General features: G+C 62.3%; 20 protein-coding genes. 9 read left to right on the top strand and 11 right to left on the bottom strand.

Annotated elements, in window-relative coordinates:
- Positions 1 to 51: 51 nt before the first annotated feature.
- From RAM60_RS05410 to RAM60_RS05420, 3 genes are all read right to left on the bottom strand, one after another.
- Positions 52 to 1,299, bottom strand: coding sequence for a DUF3422 family protein (locus RAM60_RS05410; RefSeq protein WP_369025258.1), 1,248 nt, complete (start codon positions 1,297 to 1,299; stop codon positions 52 to 54).
- A 252-nt stretch (positions 1,300 to 1,551) separates the two neighbouring features.
- Entirely contained in the window at positions 1,552 to 3,528 is a 1,977-nt protein-coding gene (gene parE, locus RAM60_RS05415; RefSeq protein WP_369025257.1) for a DNA topoisomerase IV subunit B, read from the bottom strand.
- A 62-nt stretch (positions 3,529 to 3,590) separates the two neighbouring features.
- Entirely contained in the window at positions 3,591 to 4,745 is a 1,155-nt protein-coding gene (locus tag RAM60_RS05420) for a penicillin-binding protein activator (RefSeq protein WP_369025256.1), read from the bottom strand.
- Between the two features lie 36 nt (positions 4,746 to 4,781).
- Between RAM60_RS05420 and rsmI the strand changes: the two genes are divergently transcribed.
- Genes rsmI through RAM60_RS05440 form a run of 4 tightly spaced genes read left to right on the top strand, consistent with a single transcriptional unit; the run spans position 4,782 to position 7,589 of the window.
- Positions 4,782 to 5,633 (top strand): 16S rRNA (cytidine(1402)-2'-O)-methyltransferase, encoded by an 852-nt coding sequence (gene rsmI, locus RAM60_RS05425; protein ID WP_369025255.1) that lies wholly within the window; start codon positions 4,782 to 4,784, stop codon positions 5,631 to 5,633.
- Entirely contained in the window at positions 5,630 to 5,980 is a 351-nt protein-coding gene (locus tag RAM60_RS05430) for a YraN family protein (RefSeq protein WP_369025254.1), read from the top strand. Before rsmI ends, RAM60_RS05430 begins: the two co-directional genes overlap by 4 nt.
- Positions 5,981 to 5,989: 9 nt before the next feature.
- Positions 5,990 to 6,958, top strand: a complete 969-nt coding sequence (gene gshB / locus RAM60_RS05435; protein WP_369025253.1) for a glutathione synthase — start codon at positions 5,990 to 5,992, stop codon at positions 6,956 to 6,958.
- Between the two features lie 22 nt (positions 6,959 to 6,980).
- Positions 6,981 to 7,589, top strand: coding sequence for a DedA family protein (locus tag RAM60_RS05440; protein WP_369025252.1), 609 nt, complete (start codon positions 6,981 to 6,983; stop codon positions 7,587 to 7,589).
- Here the strand turns inward: RAM60_RS05440 and RAM60_RS05445 are convergent.
- Both RAM60_RS05445 and hemW read right to left on the bottom strand, forming a co-directional pair.
- Positions 7,586 to 8,482, bottom strand: a complete 897-nt coding sequence (locus tag RAM60_RS05445; RefSeq protein ID WP_369025251.1) for a tyrosine recombinase XerC — start codon at positions 8,480 to 8,482, stop codon at positions 7,586 to 7,588. The two genes, RAM60_RS05440 and RAM60_RS05445, sit on opposite strands and share 4 nt — an antisense overlap.
- A complete protein-coding gene (gene hemW / locus RAM60_RS05450; RefSeq protein WP_369026133.1) occupies positions 8,479 to 9,633 on the bottom strand; it encodes a radical SAM family heme chaperone HemW in 1,155 nt (384 codons plus the stop codon). The genes RAM60_RS05445 and hemW overlap by 4 nt, the downstream gene beginning before the upstream one ends.
- Before the next feature lie 46 nt (positions 9,634 to 9,679).
- On the opposite strand from hemW, the gene RAM60_RS05455 reads away from it, so the two are divergent.
- Entirely contained in the window at positions 9,680 to 10,228 is a 549-nt protein-coding gene (locus tag RAM60_RS05455) for a CAP domain-containing protein (RefSeq protein WP_369025250.1), read from the top strand.
- Positions 10,229 to 10,232: 4 nt separating this feature from the next.
- Here the strand turns inward: RAM60_RS05455 and rdgB are convergent, their stop codons facing one another.
- Positions 10,233 to 10,859: an RdgB/HAM1 family non-canonical purine NTP pyrophosphatase gene (gene rdgB / locus RAM60_RS05460; RefSeq protein WP_369025249.1), complete on the bottom strand. Its 627-nt coding sequence runs from the start codon at positions 10,857 to 10,859 to the stop codon at positions 10,233 to 10,235.
- A complete protein-coding gene (gene rph, locus RAM60_RS05465) occupies positions 10,856 to 11,572 on the bottom strand; it encodes a ribonuclease PH (RefSeq protein ID WP_200983790.1) in 717 nt (238 codons plus the stop codon). Before rph ends, rdgB begins: the two co-directional genes overlap by 4 nt.
- 84 nt (positions 11,573 to 11,656) lie before the next feature.
- Here rph and hrcA point away from each other — a divergent pair, with 84 nt between their 5' ends.
- From hrcA to RAM60_RS05480, 3 genes are read left to right on the top strand one after another with little or no spacing between them, the layout of a single operon-like run.
- Positions 11,657 to 12,700 carry a heat-inducible transcriptional repressor HrcA gene (gene hrcA / locus RAM60_RS05470; RefSeq protein WP_200983791.1) on the top strand — a complete coding sequence of 348 codons (1,044 nt, stop codon included), beginning with the start codon at positions 11,657 to 11,659 and terminating at the stop codon, positions 12,698 to 12,700.
- 16 nt (positions 12,701 to 12,716) lie between these two features.
- Positions 12,717 to 13,304, top strand: a complete 588-nt coding sequence (locus tag RAM60_RS05475; RefSeq protein ID WP_369026132.1) for a nucleotide exchange factor GrpE — start codon at positions 12,717 to 12,719, stop codon at positions 13,302 to 13,304.
- Positions 13,305 to 13,326: 22 nt separating this feature from the next.
- The gene (locus RAM60_RS05480) at positions 13,327 to 15,075 is read left to right on the top strand and encodes a DUF885 domain-containing protein (protein WP_369025248.1); all 1,749 of its coding nucleotides are present in this window, start codon (positions 13,327 to 13,329) and stop codon (positions 15,073 to 15,075) included.
- On the opposite strand, the gene RAM60_RS05485 is transcribed toward RAM60_RS05480, so the two are convergent.
- The 4 genes from RAM60_RS05485 to RAM60_RS05500 all read right to left on the bottom strand — a co-directional run bounded on the left by RAM60_RS05485 (position 15,072) and on the right by RAM60_RS05500 (position 17,868).
- Positions 15,072 to 15,539, bottom strand: coding sequence for a hypothetical protein (locus RAM60_RS05485; protein ID WP_200983793.1), 468 nt, complete (start codon positions 15,537 to 15,539; stop codon positions 15,072 to 15,074). The genes RAM60_RS05480 and RAM60_RS05485 overlap by 4 nt on opposite strands.
- A 38-nt stretch (positions 15,540 to 15,577) precedes the next feature.
- Positions 15,578 to 16,741: a PrnB family protein gene (locus tag RAM60_RS05490; protein ID WP_369025247.1), complete on the bottom strand. Its 1,164-nt coding sequence runs from the start codon at positions 16,739 to 16,741 to the stop codon at positions 15,578 to 15,580.
- A gap of 108 nt (positions 16,742 to 16,849) precedes the next feature.
- Positions 16,850 to 17,305 (bottom strand): vgr related protein, encoded by a 456-nt coding sequence (locus tag RAM60_RS05495; RefSeq protein WP_510640313.1) that lies wholly within the window; start codon positions 17,303 to 17,305, stop codon positions 16,850 to 16,852.
- Between the two features lie 80 nt (positions 17,306 to 17,385).
- Entirely contained in the window at positions 17,386 to 17,868 is a 483-nt protein-coding gene (locus RAM60_RS05500; protein WP_369025245.1) for a copper chaperone PCu(A)C, read from the bottom strand.
- A gap of 187 nt (positions 17,869 to 18,055) precedes the next feature.
- On the opposite strand from RAM60_RS05500, the gene dnaK reads away from it, so the two are divergent.
- Positions 18,056 to 19,987, top strand: coding sequence for a molecular chaperone DnaK (gene dnaK / locus RAM60_RS05505; protein ID WP_200983796.1), 1,932 nt, complete (start codon positions 18,056 to 18,058; stop codon positions 19,985 to 19,987).
- Positions 19,988 to 20,022: the final 35 nt, after the last annotated feature.

Raw genomic sequence — 20,022 nt, forward strand, 5'->3', positions numbered from 1 at the left:
GACGCTAAGGGCAAGAGCCAGTTGCTTCCCCTGAGCGGTACGTAGCTCGGCTTACCCGTCATCCGACAGGATACGCCGCTTGACCGCGTGTATTCCAAGCCAGATCGTAGCCATGAAAACGGGAACGGCCCAAGCCTTGATCATGGCATGGGTTGGCAAGCCCTGATGCTCGTCCATCGCGTCGAGGACATATCCCAACAGGCCGACGCCGTAGTAGGCGAGGGCAAAGATCGACAGGCCTTCGACAAGTTGCTGCAGGCGCATCTGGCGCTGTGACGTTCGCTCCATTGATCCCAGCAGTCGCGCGTTCTGGTTTTCGATGCGTGTTTCCACACGTGCTCTCAGCAGCGCTGTCAGGTTCGCCGCGCGCTGCGAGAGGATGAGCAGGCGATCGCGGTGCGCCGCGCAGGTACGCACGGCGGGCATAAGCCTGCGGCGAGTGAAACTGGTGAGCGACTGGTGATTGCCGATCGGCTCGGGAGCAAGATCCTCGAGCCGCTCGGCGACCAGCTCGGCATAGGCGCGCGTAGCATCGAGCCGATAGCCAACCTCATTCGTCAGGTTGGCAATGTTCAAGGAGAGTTCGGAAACTCCTTCGAGGAGGTCGTCGTCATTCGTGGCGGGGTCCGAGACGCGTTCGGCGATACGACCCAGTTCTGCTTCCGCACCGTCCAGTTCTGCCCATTGGCGACGCACTGTCGGCAGGGCGAGAAGGGCAAGATTGCGATAGTTTCCCAGTTCCTGGAGTTGCTGGACTATTCGTGAAATCGTCCCCGCTTCGGCACCGCACGTCGCCACCAGCACGCGGCCATACCGGCGTTCGTGGAGTCTGAAATCGGACCAGAAGCGCATTGCGCCGCCTATCTGCGAGGAAACGAGTTCCCCGTCGTTAAAATTGAGTCCGGGCAAGATGGAATGCGCATCCCGTTCGCTCGCCACAAGGATGATTTCGGTCGCGCGCAGGACCTTGCCGGGCAAGGAGTCCAGTTCTCTCAGGGTATCATCCAGCACCAATTTTTCCGGGGCGCCGGCATGGAAGACGGTGATCGTCGAGCCTTCGGTATGTCGTTCCCAGGTCAATGGCGTACCACCCGGAAGAGAACCCGAAACATGGCGACAGGTCGGGTCCAGCGGTGCCGAACTATAGAGCCACCGACCTACAATCTCGTTTTCTGCATCGCGTTCTTCGGGTGCAACGATCCTGAGATTTTGGAGCAGATACGCAGGAGCGTTCAAAGGCGGCCACCGGCGAAGGTGCATTTCCGTGTTTATCTGCTGCCGTAGTTCGTGCTCGCGCAAGCGCGGACCCTCCTCATATTAGCATATCCTAACATACGTTGGGACATCATGCGAGAGTCAGGGCTTCGCGCCAGAAGATCGATGCAGCAATTGTGCTTCGGAGCAATTCCGAATGCGAGGCCCCGATTATCGCGAGAGGTCTATTCCACAGGGGTCGTGGTTTGGGGGTCGGATGCAAACTTCTTGGCCGCGTCGGCGAGCGCTGGAGAGAAGGTGCCAAGCAGATCGACAAACGCGCGCATCACCAGCTCCTCAAGCATCGATCATTTCGCGGTCGAACTCGCCCGCATTGTTCTGGATGAAGTTGAAACGATGCTCGGGATTGCGGCCCATGAGCTGGTCGACCAGTTCCTTGACCACTGCACGCTGCTCGAATTCCTGCGGGAGGGTGATGCGGATGAGGCTGCGGCTCTCCGGGTTCATCGTGGTTTCGCGCAGCTGGCCGGGGTTCATTTCACCCAGGCCCTTGAAGCGCGCAACCTCGACCTTCTTGCCCTTGAAGACCGTCTCTTCGAGTTCCTTGCGATGGATGTCGTCGCGGGCGTAGCGGCTCTCCTTGCCTGCGGTCAGGCGATAGAGTGGCGGCTGCGCGAGGTAGAGGTGCCCATTACGCACGACTTCGGGCATTTCCTGGAAGAAGAAGGTCATCAGCAGCGTGGCGATATGCGCGCCGTCGACGTCGGCGTCGGTCATGATGATGATGCGGTCGTATCTCAGGTTTTCCGGGTCGCAATCCTTTCGCGTGCCGCAGCCCATGGCGAGGGTAAGGTCGGCAATTTCGGAATTGGCGCGGATCTTGTCGGCCGTAGCTGACGCGACGTTGAGGATCTTGCCGCGGATCGGCAGGATTGCCTGGGTCTTGCGGTCGCGTGCCTGCTTGGCGCTGCCGCCGGCGCTGTCGCCTTCGACGATGAACAGTTCTGTTTCGCCGTCGCCTTCGCCCGAACAGTCGGTCAGCTTGCCGGGGAGGCGCAGCTTCTTGGCATTGGTCGCGGTCTTGCGCTTCACCTCGCGCTCGGCCTTGCGACGCAGGCGCTCGTCCATGCGCTCCATCACCTGTCCCAGCAGCGCCTTGCCCCGGTCCATGTTATCGGTGAGGAAGTGGTCGAAGTGATCGCGCACCGCATTCTCGACAAGGCGCGCGGCCTCGGGCGAGGTCAGGCGATCCTTGGTCTGCGACTGGAATTGCGGGTCACGGATGAAGACGCTCAGCATGACCTCCGCACCGGTCATTACATCGTCGGCGGAGATGTCCTTGGCCTTCTTGGTGCCGGTCAGTTCGCCGAAGGCTCGCAGGCCCTTGGTCAGCGCGGCGCGAACGCCCTGTTCATGGGTGCCGCCGTCGGGCGTCGGAACGGTGTTGCAATACCAGCTGGTCGACCCGTCGGAGAACAGCGGCCAGGCAATCGCCCATTCGACGCGGCCCTGTTCTTCCGGAAAATCCTGCGAACCGACGAAAGGCTGAGAGGTAACGCATTCGCGCCCGCCGATCTGTTCGGCAAGGTGATCGGCAAGGCCGCCGGGGAACTTGAACACCGCCTCTTCGGGCACATCGTCGGTGGCGAGCGAAGGGGCGCACTTCCAGCGGATCTCGACGCCGGCAAAGAGGTAGGCCTTCGAACGCGCCAGCTTGAACAGGCGCTTGGGGCTGAAGGCACGGTCGCCGAAAATCTCGGTATCCGGCACGAAGGACACAGTGGTGCCGCGGCGGTTGGGCGTCGGACCAAGTTCCTGCAGCTTGCCGGTCGGATGGCCCTTGGAGAATTCCTGCGCGTATAATTGGCGGTCGCGTGCGACTTCGACGCGGGTGTCGCTCGACAGGGCATTGACCACGCTGACGCCGACGCCGTGGAGGCCGCCGCTGGTGGCATAGGCCTTGCCGGAGAACTTGCCGCCGGAATGCAGGGTGGTGAGAATGACCTCGAGCGTCGACTTGCCCGGATACTTGGGATGCTCGGCCACCGGGATCCCGCGACCGTTGTCGGAAATGGTGACGCGATTGTTCTCGTCGAGGCGCATTTCGATCCGGCTCGCATGGCCCGCGACCGCCTCGTCCATCGCGTTGTCGAGAACTTCGGCGACAAGGTGGTGGAGGGCGCGATCGTCGGTGCCACCGATATACATGCCGGGACGACGCCGGACGGGCTCGAGACCCTCGAGGACTTCGATGGAGGATGCGTCGTAATCGCCGCTGGTCGCGGGGGTATTGTCGAAAAGATCGTCGGACATGGCTTCGCTATATCGCGGTGGCTCGCGCCGCTACAAGCGCACGGCGCGGGTTATCCGCCCCCTCAGAAACGTGCGGGCGCTGCCTCCACGACCACCACCTCGTTCGCACGCACTTCGCGCAACTCCATGGCGCGTTCGACCACGCCGGAATTCTTGAAGCGGAAGGCGCCGTCGAGGCCGAGGAAACCGTCCTCGCTGCGCAGGCTCTTTATCGGGAATGCCTTTCCGACCTTCCAGTCACGCGCGACACGCAGGGTCAGCAGGACAGCATCGTAACCGAGCGTTGCCACACGATAGGGTTGGCTGCCGAAACGGGCTTCGTAGCTGTCGACGAAACGCTTGTAACGGCTGTCCGACACGGCGGAGAACAGGGTCCCGCGCATAGCGGAAGCCTTGGTGATCGAGCTTTCGCCGCTCAGGAGTTCGGTCCCCAACAGGCGTGCGGACCCCGCACCGCCAGGCTTGAGCACGCCCGCAGCCTGTATGGACAGTCGTGCGCCCTCGGCGATGAGAATCGCATCGTAGCCGCCCTTCGCCTTCAATCGCTGCGCTGCGCTGACGATCGAGGTGTTGCCGCGCGAATAGCGTTCGGTGTGCACGACCTTGCCGCCGAATGTCGCGACTGCCTGCTTCATCGCCGCTTCGGCGCGTTCGCCATATTCGCCGCCCGGCGAGAGGATGGCGAAGTTCTGCGAGCCCTTCGTCCGGGCATACTGGATGGTGCGCATGATCGACTGTTCGGGGATGTGGCCCATGACGAAGACGTCCGGTCCGCCGACAGTCGTATCGTTGGAGAAGGTGATGACCGGAACGTTCGCCGGACGAGCCTCCGCCAGGACCGAGGGCACGTTCGTGCCCAGCAGCGGGCCGAGGATCAGCTTGTTCCCCTCTTGCACCGCCTTCTTCGCCGCCGCCTGCGGTCCGATGGCCGTGTCGTAGGTCGTGATGCGCAAGTTGCTCGCATTGGTGTCGAGCAGCGCCATGGTGGTCGCATTGGCGATCGCCTGCCCGACGTTGCCGTTCGATCCCGTCATCGGGACGAGCAGGGCAATGCGATGGCGCGTCTCGTCGGTCGGCAGCGCCTCGGTCGGCTCGCCCGTCGGCGTGTCCACCGGCCCGGGCCTTTGTGCCCCCTTCGGAATGACGGCGCACCCCGCCAGCAGGGCTGCCAGCCCCATCGTCACCATGGCTCGACGGTCGATAGTCCAGCGCTTCATCTTGCCGCGTCCCTTACATCTGTCCATTGGGGGAGGGTGAGCGAAAACGCCCCTCCCGAAAATAGCCTCGATCCGGGGCTCTATATCGTTGCCACCCCTATCGGCAACCTCGGCGACATCACCCTGCGTGCGGTCGATGTCCTGCGCCGCTGCGACGGTGTGGCTTGCGAGGATACTCGGGTGACTGGCAAACTCCTGAAACATCTCGGTATTTCAAAGCCGCTCTGGCGATACGACGACCACAGCGAGCATCGCGATCGTTCGCGCCTCGTCGAATCGATGCGGACGCGGGCAGTCGCACTGGTCAGCGATGCGGGGACTCCGTTGGTCAGCGACCCTGGATATCGCCTCGTCAACGATTGCCGGGCGGAGGGGATACCGGTCACGGCGCTGCCGGGACCCTGCGCGGCGGTAATGGGGCTGACCCTCTCGGGCCTTCCCAACGACCGTTTCATGTTTGCAGGTTTCCTGCCGTCGAAGGACAAGGCGCGCCGCGAATTCCTTGAGGAACTGGCCGGCATCGACGCGACGCTGATCTTCTACGAAACGGCGCCGCGCCTGCTGAAATCGCTCGACGCGATCGATCACGCACTTCCCAATCGTGAAGTGGCCGTGGCGCGCGAACTGACCAAACTGCACGAGGAGGCGCGCCGAGGCATGCCGCCCGGCCTGATCGCCTACTACGATGCACATCCGCCCAAGGGGGAAATCGTGCTGCTGGTAGGGCCACCGATCGAACAGGTGATGAGCGGCAAGGATGCAGACATGCTGCTTGCCGACGCATTGACCACCATGAAGACCTCGCAGGCAGCTGCGCATGTCGCCAAGGTCACCGGTCTCGACCGCAAGGAACTCTACAAGCGCGCGATGGAACTACGCGGCGAATGAAGCGCGAGATTGCCGAAAGGAGCGGCCGCGACGGAGAGGCGAGGGCGGCGCTGTGGCTCCGTGCCAAGGGCTGGCAAATCCTCGACCGACGGGTGAAGACCGCGGCGGGCGAAATCGACCTCGTGGCGAAACGTGGTCGGCTCGTCGCTTTCGTCGAGGTCAAATGGCGCCGCAAGCGGGAGGAACTCGACCTCGCAATCGACGAGCGCAGGCTTTCGCGCGTTGCAGCGGCGGTCGAGGCAGTCGCACATCGCTACGCCACCCGGGGCGAGGATATCACGCTGGACGTTATCCTGCTTGCGCCCGGCGCTTTCCCTCGCCACATCGCGAACGCCTGGCAACCTTAGGAGATCGGCATGGGCCTGCGCGTCGCGGTACAGATGGACCCGCTGGAAAGCATCAATATCGCGGGCGACAGCTCGTTTGCCCTGATGCTGGCAGCGCAGGCACGCGGGCACGAGGTGTGGCACTACGACGTCGCCTCGCTCGCCTACGAAAGCGACGGCTCGCCGATGGGCAAGATCACCGCGCATGCCGCGCCAGTGACCGTCCGGCGCGAGGCCGGCAACCACTTCACGGCAGGCGAGCGCCGCAAGATCGACCTCGCCCGCGACATCGACGTCGTGCTCATGCGACAAGACCCGCCGTTCCACCTCGGCTACATCAGCGCCGCGTTCCTGCTCGACCGGCTCAAGGGCACTACACTTGTGGTCAATGATCCGCGCGAGGTGGTGAACGCGCCGGAAAAGATGTTCGTTCTCGATTACGCGCGTTTCATGCCGCCGACACTCGTCGCGCGCAGCATCGACGACATTCGCGAATTCCAGAAGAAGCACGGCTCGGTCGTGGTGAAGCCGCTTCATGGCAATGGCGGCAAGGCGATCTTCCGCATCGACGCCGAAGGAACCAATCTTTCGGCGCTGAGCGAGGTCTTCAACCAGACCTGGCCCGAACCGCACATGATCCAGCCGTTCCTCCCCGAGGTGGCCGAAGGCGACAAGCGCATCGTCCTCGTCGATGGCGAGGTTGCAGGGGCAATCAATCGTTTTCCGGGCGAGGGCGAGTTTCGCTCCAACCTCGCGCAGGGCGGCCATGCCGAGGCGACCCAGCTTTCGGAGCGCGAGCAGGAAATCTGCGATGCCATGGGCCCCGAACTCAAACGGCGCGGCCTGGTCTTCGTCGGCATCGACGTGATCGGCGGCAAGTACCTGACCGAGATAAACGTCACCAGCCCGACGGGGATCATTGCCATCGACCGGTTCAATGGGACTGACACGCCTGGCCTCATCTGGGATGCCATCGAGCGGCGGCAGGCGAACCAATAATCGACAGGCGCATTCTCAAGGCATGAACGCCTTCATCCTGAACACAATCGCCAGCGGCGGATACGTCGGCATCTTCCTGCTGATGGCGCTGGAGAACATCTTTCCGCCGATCCCGTCGGAAATCATCATGGGGTATGGCGGCGTGCTGGTGGCGCGCGGGCAGATGGCCTTCCTCCCGCTGCTGCTGATCGGGACAGCCGGCACGGTCGCCGGAAACCTCTTCTGGTACTGGCTCGGCCGGCGTTGGAGAGAGGAAAACCTCAAGGCTTTCATTATGCGCTATGGCCGTTGGCTGACGTTCGAGTGGCATGAATTCGTCGAAGCGCGGGACAGGTTTCGCCGAAACGGCGACTGGATCGTCTTCCTCCTGCGCTTCTCGCCCTTCCTGCGGACCATCATCTCGCTCCCGGCGGGCCTGGCGAGGATGAAACTGTGGCGTTTCGTCCTGTTCACCTTCCTCGGCTCGCTCATCTGGAACGGCGCGTTGATCGCCGGAGGCGGGGCGGTTTCGGGCCTCATGGCGCGCTACGAGACGGCAGCGGGCTGGGCGGTCGGCCTTTTCCTTGCCGGTGGTGTGGTCTGGTACGCTTACCGCGTGATCACCTGGAGCCCGAGCGAGACGGGCGACTAGTCCTGTTCGCGCGGGTGCGCGTTGCGGTAGGTTTCCAGCAGGCTCGCGGCATCGACTTTCGTGTAAATCTGCGTCGAACCCAGGCTGGCATGACCGAGCAGTTCCTGAAGGCTGCGCAGGTCGGCACCCGCGCCGAGCAAGTGCGTCGCGAAGCTGTGCCGCAGGGCGTGCGGTGTGGCAGTATCCGGTAGGCCGAGTGCCTTGCGCGCCTGGACCGTCGCCTTCTGGACCATGCCCTGCGACAGTGCGCCACCTTTCGCGCCACGGAACAGCGGACCATCGCTGGTAAGGCGCCAGGGGCACTTGTCGACATAGGTGGCGACCGCATCCCTGATGACCGGCAGCAGCGGCACCACGCGTTGCTTTCCGCCTTTGCCCGTCACGGTCAGCCGCTCTCCCAGTGGCAGGTCGCCACCCTTGAGGGAAAGTGCCTCGGCAATGCGCATGCCCGCGCCATACAGAAGGAGAAGCACGGCGCGATCGCGAGCACCAATCCACTCCGTGGCCGCCAGCTCGCCGACCGTGTCGGCAAGGCCGACTGCATCGTCCGGCGTCACGGGGCGGGGCAGGCCCTTCTTGATCCGCGGGCCACGCAGGCGCGGGGCTTCTGCCCGCTCGCGACCGGTCTGCGCCCTGGCGAATGAAACGAAGCCCTTGAGGGCCGAGAGTTCCCGTGCAGCGGAGGCATTGGACAGTCCGTCTGCGCGGCGTGACGCCAGATGGGTGCGCAATTGCATCGCGGTGACGTCGGCGACGTCATCGAAGCTGGTGAAGCCTGTACTGGAAAGCAGTCGTTCCGCCGCGGCTCCATAAGCCCGCACCGTGTGCGGCGAACGGCGCCGCCCAAGCGCGAGGTGATTGTGCCATGCCTCGAGCAGGTCGGCCTTGCTCATGACGTCACGAGGTCTGCCTGCACCAGCTCGCCCAGCAGCGCATCGAGCAGCGGCATTCCCTGCGGCGTGACGCCAACGCGTCCGTTCGCCTGCCACGCAAGGCCGAGGTCGCGGTAGAGCGCCAGCTTGGCGTCATCGACAAGTGTGGCAGGCGTGACGTCGAAGCGCCTGGCGATGGTCTCGAGATCGATCCCCTCGGCAAGTCTGAGGCCCATCAGCAAGGCTTCGGATGCCTGCTCCCTCGTTCCGAGCACCCGCTCTTCAGCAATGCCGTGCCCGCGTTCGCTCACAGCTGCGAGGTAGTTCTCAGGCTTGCGATGCCGTGTCGTAGCAATGCCGTTGCGGCGCCCGTGAGCGCCGGGACCGATCCCCATGTAGTCCTGGTAACGCCAGTAGGTGAGATTGTGGCGGCTTTCCTCGCCGGGACGCGCGTGGTTGCTGACCTCGTATGCGGGAAGTCCTGCCGCCTCGGTCATCTCGCGGGTGAGGGCAAACAGGTCAGCCGCCCGGTCATCGTCGAGCGGGTTGAAGATGCCCAGCCTGACGTCCGTGGCGAAACGCGTCGCAGGCTCGATTGTCAGCTGGTACAGCGAGAGATGGCCGGTCCCGAGGTCGAGGGCTTCGGACAATTCCTGGCGCCAGGCCGACTCGCTCTGGCCCGGCCGGGCATAGATCAGGTCGAACGAGACGCGCTTGAATGTGCGCTGCGCTACTACAAGAGCCTCTATAGCCTCTACAGCATCATGCAGCCTGCCGAGAAAACGGAGCGTCTCGTCCCGCAGACTCTGTACGCCCAGCGACACGCGATTGACCCCGGCGGCGACCAGCGCGGCGAAATTGGCTGCCTCGACGGAAGAGGGATTGCCTTCCAGCGTGATCTCGATCCCGTCGTCGAAACCCCAGATATCTTCCGCTTCCCGCAGCAACCTTTCGACCAGGCGCGGTGGCATGAGGGAGGGAGTTCCTCCGCCAAAAAAGATACTTGCGAGCGGTTCCTTAGAAGAAACCTGCGCTGCCTCGTGGCGCATATCGGCCAAAAGTGCGGCCTCCCACGCGCCCATATCAGCACTATCACGGACGTGGCTGTTGAAGTCGCAGTAGGGACATTTCGCGAGGCAGAATGGCCAGTGTATGTAGAGAGCGCGAGCCAAGATGCCTTCAGCCAATCTTAATCTTGCGGGCGGAATTTACGCGCCCATGGACGGGTCAAAAAAACGGGTCGCGTCGCTTGTCGGCGCGTTGGGAATGCTGTGTGCCACGGGGATCGCCGTGGCCGCAAGCGCATCGTCGCCGGGCGCGACGTCGGATCTGCATCTCGCCGCGCGGATGCTCAAGACACATAATGACGAGCGCGCGCGATTGAACCTGCCGAAGCTCAAATGGAACGTGCATCTCGAGGACGAGGCCCGCGACTGGGCGCAGGAACTTTCGCGCAGGGGCAGGCTGGACCATGCCGACAGAACTATACGGAACGGAACGGGCGAGAATCTCTGGATGGGGACCGCCGGCAATTGGCCGGTGGAAACGATGGTCGGCATGTTCATCGACGAGCGCAAGAACTACCGGCACGAAGCCTTGCCCAACATCTCGCGCACGGGAAACTGGAAGGACGTCGGTCACTACACGCAGGTGGTGTGGCGCAACACGCAGGAAGTAGGCTGCGCAGTGGTGACTGCTCGTGGAAACGACGTCCTTGTCTGCCGCTACTGGCCCGCCGGCAATGTCTGGGGTCAGCGAGCCTATTGAGCGCCTAGCCGAATTGCTCGGCAACCAGCTTGGCAAAGGCATCGGCCCGGTGGCTGATGCGATGCTTTTCCTCCGGATCAAGCTCAGCAAAGGTATGGGTGCGTCCGATCGGCACGAAGACCGGATCGTAACCGAAACCCATGGTGCCACGCGGTGGCCAGGTCAGGGTCCCCGGAGCCGTTCCCTCGTAGATTGCGTACTCCCCGTCCGGCCACGCCAGCGCGAGAACGCAATGGAAGGCGCAGGAACGGTCGACGTCGGCTCCCTTTTGCTGGAGCATCCCCTCTACCTTGCCCATGGCCATGTACCAGTCGCGGCCCGGATCGCCTTCGAACCACTGGCGCTCGGCCCAGTCGGCGGTGTAGACTCCGGGTCTGCCGTCGAGGGCATCCACCGATAGGCCGCTGTCGTCGGCGAGGGCGGCAAGACCTGACGCCTCTGCCGCCGCACGGGCCTTGATCAGCGCATTCTGGACAAACGTCGTTCCGGTTTCCGCAGGTTCGGGCAGGCCCAGCGACCCGGCCGAGATGCACTTCACGCCATGCGGATCGAGGAGAGCGGAAATCTCCTTGAGCTTGCCCGCATTGTGGGTGGCGATCACCAGCGATCCCGAGCCGAGCCTGCGGGTCATTTGCGCGTGGCCTCTTCCTGGGCCTTGAAGATCTGCGCGCAGCCGATCTGGGCAAGCCGCAGGAGGCGCAGGAAGCCTTCCTCGTCATAGGGAGCGCCCTCGGCGGTGGCCTGTGCCTCGGCAATCTTGCCGCCTTCGATCAACACGAAGTTCGCGTCGGCATCGGCGCTGCTGTCCTCTGGGTAGTCGAGGTCGAGCACCGGAGTGCCGTTGTAGATACCACAGGAGATTGCGGCCACTTTTGCAGTGATCGGGTCTTCCTTGATAGCGCCCGACTTCATCAGGCCATCGACTGCAAGCCGCAGGGCAACCCACGCGCCAGAAATGGATGCCGTACGCGTTCCGCCATCGGCCTGCAGCACGTCACAGTCGAGCGTGATCTGGTGCTCACCGAGTTTTTTCATGTCTACCACGGCGCGCAAGGAGCGACCGATAAGTCTCTGGATTTCCTGAGTTCGTCCGCTCTGCTTGCCCTTGGCTGCCTCGCGCTGGCCGCGGGTGTGGGTGGCGCGTGGAAGCATTGAATATTCGCCGGTGACCCAGCCTTCGTTCTTGCCGCGCATCCAGGGCGGCAAACGGTCCTCGACGCTGGCGGTGCACAGCACCCGGGTTTCGCCGAAGCTGATCAGGCAGCTGCCCTCGGCGTGCTTGGTAAAGCCGGTTTCGATGGTGATGGCGCGCATCTCGTCGGGCGCGCGTCCGGAAGGTCGCATGTGTTTCTCCAGTGCAGGCGATTCTCGGGTCCGCGTTTGGCGCAAGGGTCTTGAGGCCGCAAGGGGAGCAGCTAGATAGGGTGGATGAATTCGCCCCCGCTCACCGACCTCAGCGACCGTGCACGCGAGATTTTCCGTCTCGTCGTCGAAGGCTATCTCGACAGCGGCATTCCGGTGGGCTCGAAGACCCTGGCTGGCGAAGGGGGGCTAAACCTCTCCCCGGCTTCGATCCGCAATGTCCTCGCCGATCTTGAGACAAGGGGGTTGCTGTCCGCCCCGCACACCAGTGCAGGGCGCATGCCAACCGAAACCGGTCTGCGCCTGTTCGTCGATGCCATGATGCAGGTTGCAGAGCCTACGCGCGAAGAGCGTGCGGCCATCGAGCAGCGCCTTTCCGAACCGGGGCCGATTGAACGGGCGTTGGAAGAGACGTCCGCCCTGCTGTCCGACCTCTCGGGCGCAGCGGGCATGGTCATGGTCCCGCGCCGCGAGCCGAGGCTCGCGCAAGTTTCGCTGACGCCGCTCGATGCCAGTCGCGTATTGGCAGTACTGGTGGGCGAGGACGGGCACGTCGAAAATCGTATTCTCCCGTTGCCAGCCGAGGCGCTGCGATCGTCCCTGGAGCAGGTGAGCAACTATCTCACTGCTCGTGCAGCCGGACGAACCCTTGCCGAGGCGGCTCATCTGGTCGAGAGCGAAATCGCGTCGGGGAAAAGCGCACTCGACGAAGCAAGCAGAGACCTCGTTCGGCGGGGCATAGCAACCTGGACGGAGGACGCGGCCAACCGCCCTGTGCTCATCGTGCGCGGCCAGGCGAATCTTCTCGACGAAAGCGCCCTTGCCGATATCGATCGCGTCCGATCTCTCCTCGACGACCTCGAGAACAAGCAATCGGTGTCCGAACTTCTCGAACGCGCGCGGCAGGCCGAAGCCATGCGTATTTTCATCGGAAGCGAGAACCGCCTGTTCTCGCTTTCCGGTTCATCCGTCATCGCCGCGCCATACCGCGATCGCGAGGGAAAGGTGGTCGGCGTGCTGGGCGTGATCGGCCCGACTCGGTTGAATTACGCGCGCGTCGTCCCCATGGTGGATTTCACGGCCCGATCATTGGGCAAGAGAATAGGCTGACAGGGTTTTTCAAGTGATCGACGAGAACAAGGACGAACCGCGGACCAAGGCGGTCGACGAGGAAGTGGCGCGCGAGATGGAAGGCGTGCCCGAGCATATGCGCGACAATGGCGAGAGCGAAGAGGGTTCTCTGGGCGAGGCGCTCGGCAAGCTCAAGGACGATCTCGAAGCCGCCATGCAGGACGTGCTCTATGCACGCGCGGAAACGCAGAACGTACGCCGCCGGCTCGAAAAGGAAATCCAGGACGCGCGCAACTATGCCGCGACTGGTTTTGCACGGGACATCCTGAGCGTTGCCGATAATCTTGCGCGCGCTCTCGACCACATCCCCGACGAATTGCGCGAGAGCGAGAAGTCGAAGGGCTTCATCGCCGGTATAGAGGCCACCCAACGCGAGCTGGAAAAAGTCTTCTCGCAGAACGGCATCACCCGCATCGCCTCGACAGGCATGCCGCTCGACCCGAACCAGCACCAGGCTATGCTCGAAATCCCGACGGCAGATGCAGAGCCCGGCACCATCGTTCAGGAAATGCAGGCCGGCTACATGATCAAGGATCGCCTGCTCCGTCCGGCAATGGTCGGCGTCGCAAAGAAGCCTGACTGATCCCCTACAGAAGGGAATTTCGATGAGGACTGCTTTCTATCCGGCGGCGGTCCTCGTCGCCATTTTGTCGGTTCCGGCCATGGCGCAAGAGAGTGCCGACGCGCAGGTATCCGCGCTGGCGGACCAGTGGTATTCGCAGCGAATGTCCGATTACGGGCAGATCGAAGAAGCCAACGGTAGCACGACCCCTGGCGGAAAGTTCTGGTCGGTAACCCCCGAGGCCAATCGCCAGCGCGCTCAGTTTGCCAAGACCATGCTGGCGAAGCTGGATAGCATCGACGGCGGGGCATTGACCGCCGAAGGCAAGATCGACGCTGCCGTATTTCGCCACCTTCTCCAGACCGAAGTCGGCGATGCGAAGTTCCGCGAATGGGAAATGCCATTCGATAGCGACAACAACTTCTGGAGCTACCTCGCTGCGCGTAATGGCTTCACCACGGTCGAAGAATACGATCGCTACATAAGCCGGATGCGCGACCTTCCCCGGTTCTTTGCCGAGAACAAGGCAAACGCGCGCGCAGGCCTGAAGCGCGGTTTCAGCGTACCTCGAGTTACCTTGGAGGGTCGCGATGCCTCGCTTGCAGCTTACGTGGTGGACGATCCCGAAAAGAGTCCGTTCTGGGGTGCGTTCAAGCAGATGCCCGAGCGCATTCCCGCTGCAGAGCGCGAGCGTTTGCTGGCCGAGGGCAGGGCAGCGATCTCCGAAGCGGTAACGCCGGCATATCGCGACTTCCTGGCATTTTTCCGCGACGAGTACCTGCCGAAGACGCGCACGACACTGGGAGCAAGCGAGTTCCCGGACGGCAAGGCCTACTACGAACAGCAGATCCGCGAATACACCACGCTCGACCTGACCGCTGAACAGATTCACCAGATCGGCCTTTCGGAAGTCGCCCGCATTACCGCCGAAATGGAGAGAGTTAAGGGAGAGGCCGAGTTCGAGGGCACTCTACAGGAGTTCGTCCACTTCCTGAGGACCGACGCACAGTTCGTCGCCAAAACGCCTGACGAGCTGATGGGGGTATCGGCCTATGTCGCGAAGCGTGTCGACGGAAAGATCGCAGACTATTTCGGCTTCCTGCCACGCCATCGCTTCACCATTCGCCCGGTCGATCCGGCGATTGCCCCCTTCTACACGGCGGGGCGGGGCGGACTCGATGCGTGCCAGATGAACACTTACGACCTGCCATCGCGTCCTCTGTACAACATTCCGGCCCTCACCATGCACGAGTGTATCCCGGGCCATAGCTTCCAGGCCGGCGTGGCACTGGAACAAGCCGAGGCACCGCGCTTCCGCCGCGAAACCTACTTCTCCGGTTTTGGCGAGGGTTGGGGTCTCTACACCGAGTATCTCGGTAACGAGATGGGCATTTATCGCACGCCCTACGAGCGTTTCGGCCAGCTCAGTTACGAGATGTGGCGCGCGGTTCGACTGGTGATCGATACCGGCATCCACCAGTACGGATGGAGTCGCGAAAAGGCGATGGATTACCTCGCTTCTCGCACGGCGCTATCGACGCACGAGGTCGGCACGGAGGTCGATCGGTACATCAGCTGGCCGGGGCAAGCCTTGGCTTACAAGCTGGGTGAAATGACCATTCGCCGGGTGAGAGCAAAGGCGGAAAAGGAGCTCGGCCCGGCATTCGACATCCGCAAGTTCCATGATGTGGTGCTGTCGCTGGGGTCGGTTCCGCTCCCGGTGCTTGAAGAGCGCATCGACGCCTTCATCGCCGATGGCGGCCAAGGTCTTCCCGGGGTGAAGTACGATTAGGAGGCGGTCGTTTTCGAAACAGCGGAGGCTGCGTGTGGCTTCTGTTCGAGCTTCGATATTTCACGCGCAATCCTACCAAGCGTGTTCGTGCAGCATCGTAACTCGTTGAGCGTTAACAACAGGCCGGTCCGACCAAGCTTCTGCTGATCTTGAACATTGGCGAAAAATGCATTGGCGACTTGATTGACTTGAAGAACCTGCATTCGAGAATGCACGATATCGCATCGAATGCCGTTCAATTCGACGAGCTCGTCGAGGAGTCCATCAACCCGAGCCTTTTCTGACTTCGAGTAGCTTGGTGCCGCCGGGGTCTTACGTAGAGCTTCGATATTCTGAGCAAGTAAAGTCTTTGAAGCGATCTTCAAGACGGCCAATCTTTCCCGAACCGACTGGTCGGCATGATTGTGGGCATCTATGAACTCACTCCGAGCGATAGAAAACTCGGCAGGGATATTGCTGCTCATTTGCTAATCGTAGCAAAAAATCCCTGCCGAATCCTAAACTAAACCAGTTGCGCGGCGTTCTCGTCGCGGTGCTTCTTGAGGTATTTCATGAACGGCGTGCCGCCGGTGCCGACATCGGGGTCGTTCCCCGCGATGCTGCCGGCCTGCTTGTTGATGTAGCTGGCGGCATATTCAAGGTGGCGGGTCCGGAAACGCGCCGACTGTTCGAGGCAGGCGTTGAAAGCCGCCTTCAGTTCCGCGTTGTCGGTCCCTGCGACGAAAGTGCGCAGAGTCGACCGTGCGGCAAGGTCCTCGATGAAGCGGCGGTGCTCCACGGGGCGGTACTGGTGGAGCTCGTCGAGGAACTGGCGCAGCGGATCGTCGCTGTGGCCGACCTGGAACAGGGCATCCATCGCCGGGACGATGCTCGACTGCGAGCCGGTCTGGCCACGGAAGGCCTGCGGCTTGCCCTCGTAACGCTCCATACCTTCGTAGACGAGGCCGCCGCCTGCCAGTGCCGGGTTGTTCGCCCAGCCATGGATGTAGGGACGCACGCGGTGGAAGTAGATGTAGGGATCGCACTGCTCCGGCATGCGGGCGAAGTGGCCGTAGATGCGCTCCCACGCCTCGTCCATTTCGCGCAGCAGGCGCGTTGCCTCTGCTTCATCGCCAGTCTTGGCAATGGTCACCAGCTTCGCCGCGTTGTCTAGCAAGACGCCGGCCTCGGCCTCGATCGCGACATGGACCAGGACGAACCAGTTCTCGTCCGCACCGCCGAGGAAGTTCTGGTACATGGCGATGTTGTCGAGCGTGACGGGACCGGTCTTGTCGAGCCGGTACCAGTTGTCGAGCACATAGCCGGAATAGGGAAGAAGTGGGGCCTGGCCGAGGCGATCGGCAATTGCGCACATCGGGCTGGCGAGATTGGCGGGCAGGTGCGCGGGCGGTGTGGGTTCGCCCCAGACGTAGCCCTGCACGATGAAGGAGTAGTGGACCATCGCGGTGCGCACTTGCTCTTCGGGCGCAGTCTTGGCCCATTCACCGATGTCGGGATCTGGCAGCGCATCGAGAAAGTGCCGCACACGGCCGCTGGTCAGCAGCGCCGAAAGATTGCCTGCTGCCTCCACGATGGGCGCGAATTGTGCGGGAAGGGTAATCTCGTCGATTTCGTAATGCGAAAGGTAGCCGCGCTCGCGGCTCATACCGTAGTCGGAAAGCTCCATGTGAGTGACTCATCGCCGGGCGCGGGTTGGGCCGCCCGGTCAACGCATGCATTCGTATCCAATGAAACCGGTTTACTCAAGTGACGCTACGGAATCATTGTGGAAGGATCAGAGCGTGGCGCCGGGAAAACGGACGAGGATATCGTAAGCAGTCTTGTCGCTAACCCCTGCAAGTTTGACACCCTTGCGCAGCAAAAATGCGTGGCGAACGATTTCGGCCTGCTGTTCGATACCGTATTTCTCAAGGCCCCAACCAGGCTTCAGACTGTAATCGTATCTGGCCCAAGGCATCCGGCGCGTCAGTAAGTACCAGTTACCCTTTGTCTGCACCTGCCAGACATGGGTTAGCTCATGGATGAAGTGTGCCTGGCGAAATATGTCGGCATGGGCGAAATCATCGCAGTAATTCTCGCCATGGGGGTGGAAATGCAGGTGACCGCGCGGAGCCATGGTGACCTTGCGAGGTTGAAAGGGGAAGAACTTACGCCGCCGAATGGTGACCCGGTCAAAGTCGATCGCAGAGCCGAAAATTGCCGTTCCCAAGGCAACTTCACCACCCGTCAAGCATCGCTCGCCACCGACGGGGCACGAAGGCAGGGCATCGGCTTGATGGGTTTCTACACCCAATGTGTCGGTCAGGTTGGTCAGCGCTCGTCCCCAGGACCCTTGATATCTGCTTCGGCAGTCACGCTCTTGCCACCAGCAATCGTCAGTGTCAGCTCAGTCTTGCCCCCGGCTACCAGCGAGGAGTCTAGATCGAAGGCCATGACATGCTTTCCGCCCGGCTCGAAGCTGACCTTATCGCCGGGCTGGAGCATGGGGGGACCCATTTCACCCATGACCATCTCGCCGTCCCACTCGGCCATTTCGTGCATCATTGCACTGCTTGCGCCTTTGACGCTGGCACTGCGGATGGCGACATTGCGGTCACCCTTGTTCTCGACATTGAAATAGACCGCGCCCGGATTTCCGGAAACGGCGGGGAGAACCAAGCGGGCATTGGTGATTTCCAGTCCCGTTTCGCTCTTGTCCGCAGACGTTTCGGATGGAGCATTGCCTCCTGTGCATCCTGCCAGAGGCAATGCAGCTGCGAGAAGGGCCAAGCCTGCGAAACGCGCGAAATTCATCGAATTGTCTCCCTGTTGTACGGGTCAAAAAACTAGCGGGGCACCTCTCTTGTGCCAAGTGAAACCGCACCTATATCCCATCAGTAACACACACCTAACACACCACTCTCAACGAGCCGCCGAGTGGTCTTGCCAATGACGGGAGACCGACAGGGCGGCGTCCAACGAACCAACTGATGGGGAAACCATGGCTAAAGTAATCGGTATCGACCTCGGCACCACCAACAGCTGCGTCGCCGTGATGGACGGCGGCAAGCCCAAGGTCATCGAGAATTCGGAAGGCGCGCGCACCACGCCCTCGATCGTTGCCTTCACCAAGGACAGCGAGCGCCTGATCGGCCAGCCTGCCAAGCGCCAGGCCGTTACCAACCCGGACAACACCCTTTTCGCGATCAAGCGCCTCATCGGCCGCCGCTTCGATGACCCCATGACCAAGAAGGACATGGAGCTGGTCCCCTACGACATCGTCAAGGGCAAGAACGGCGACGCATGGGTCGAAGCAGGTGGCGAGGAATACAGCCCCAGCCAGGTTTCCGCCTTCATCCTCCAGAAGATGAAGGAAACCGCCGAAAGCTATCTCGGCGAAACGGTGACCCAGGCGGTCATCACCGTTCCCGCATACTTCAACGACGCGCAGCGCCAGGCGACCAAGGACGCTGGCCAGATCGCGGGTCTCGAGGTCCTGCGCATCATCAACGAACCGACCGCAGCCGCTCTTGCCTATGGCATGGAGAAGGACGACGGAAAGACGATCGCAGTCTACGACCTTGGTGGCGGCACCTTCGACGTCTCGATCCTCGAGATCGGTGACGGCGTTTTCGAGGTGAAGTCGACCAACGGCGACACCTTCCTGGGCGGCGAAGACTTCGACAGCGCGATTGTCGAATACCTCGCGGACGAGTTCAAGAAGAAGGAGAACATGGATCTCCGCACCGACAAGCTCGCCCTTCAGCGCCTCAAGGAAGCAGCCGAAAAGGCCAAGATCGAACTGTCGAGCTCGGCCCAGACCGAAATCAACCTGCCCTTCATCACTGCCCGCATGGAAGGTGGCGCAACCACGCCGCTGCACCTGGTGGAAACGCTGACCCGTTCGAAGCTCGAGCAGCTCGTCGGCAACCTCATCCAGCGCACGCTGGAGCCCTGCAAGAAGGCCTTGGCCGATGCCGGTATCGACAAGGGCGGCGTTGACGAAGTGGTTCTGGTGGGCGGTATGACCCGCATGCCCAAGGTGCGCGAAGTGGTCGAAGAGTTCTTCGGCAAGAAGCCGCACACCGGTGTGAACCCGGACGAAGTCGTCGCCATGGGTGCTGCCATCCAGGCCGGCGTTCTGCAGGGTGACGTCAAGGACGTCCTTCTGCTCGACGTGACCCCACTTTCGCTGGGCATCGAAACGCTGGGCGGCGTGTTCACCCGCATGATCGATCGCAACACGACGATCCCGACCAAGAAGACGCAGACCTACTCGACGGCCGAGGACAACCAGCAGGCCGTTACGATCCGCGTGTTCCAGGGTGAGCGCGAGATGGCAGCGGACAACAAGCTGCTCGGCCAGTTCGACCTCGTCGGCCTGCCCCCGGCGCCTCGCGGCGTGCCACAGATCGAAGTCACCTTCGACATCGACGCGAACGGCATCGTCAACGTGTCGGCCAAGGACAAGGGTACCGGCAAGGAACAGCAGATCCGCATCCAGGCCTCGGGCGGCCTCAGCGACGCCGACATCGACCAGATGGTCAAGGATGCCGAAAAGTTCGCCGAGGAAGACAAGAAGCGGCGTGAGGGTGCGGAAGCGCGCAACCAGGCCGACAGCCTGGTCCACACGACCGAAAAGCAGCTCGCCGAACATGGCGACAAGATCGACGCTTCGCTGAAGTCGGACATCGAAACCAAGATTGCGGCCGTGAAGACCGCGCTCGAAGGCGACGATGCTGCCGCGATCAACAGCGCCTCGCAGGAGCTGACCGAAGTGGCGATGAAGATGGGTCAGACCATCTACGAAGCCGAGCAGGCTGCTGCAGCCTCACCGTCCCCTGAAGGTGATGCCGCCGGCGGCGATGCCGCTGCCGACGAGGAAGTGGTCGACGCGGAATTCTCCGAAGTCGACGAAGACGGCAAGAACTGATCGCCTGATGATAACCCAACCGCCACCGGTGCCAA

This window comes from Qipengyuania sp. RANM35, assembly GCF_041021145.2.
GTDB classification, from domain to species: Bacteria; Pseudomonadota; Alphaproteobacteria; order Sphingomonadales; family Sphingomonadaceae; genus Qipengyuania; species Qipengyuania soli.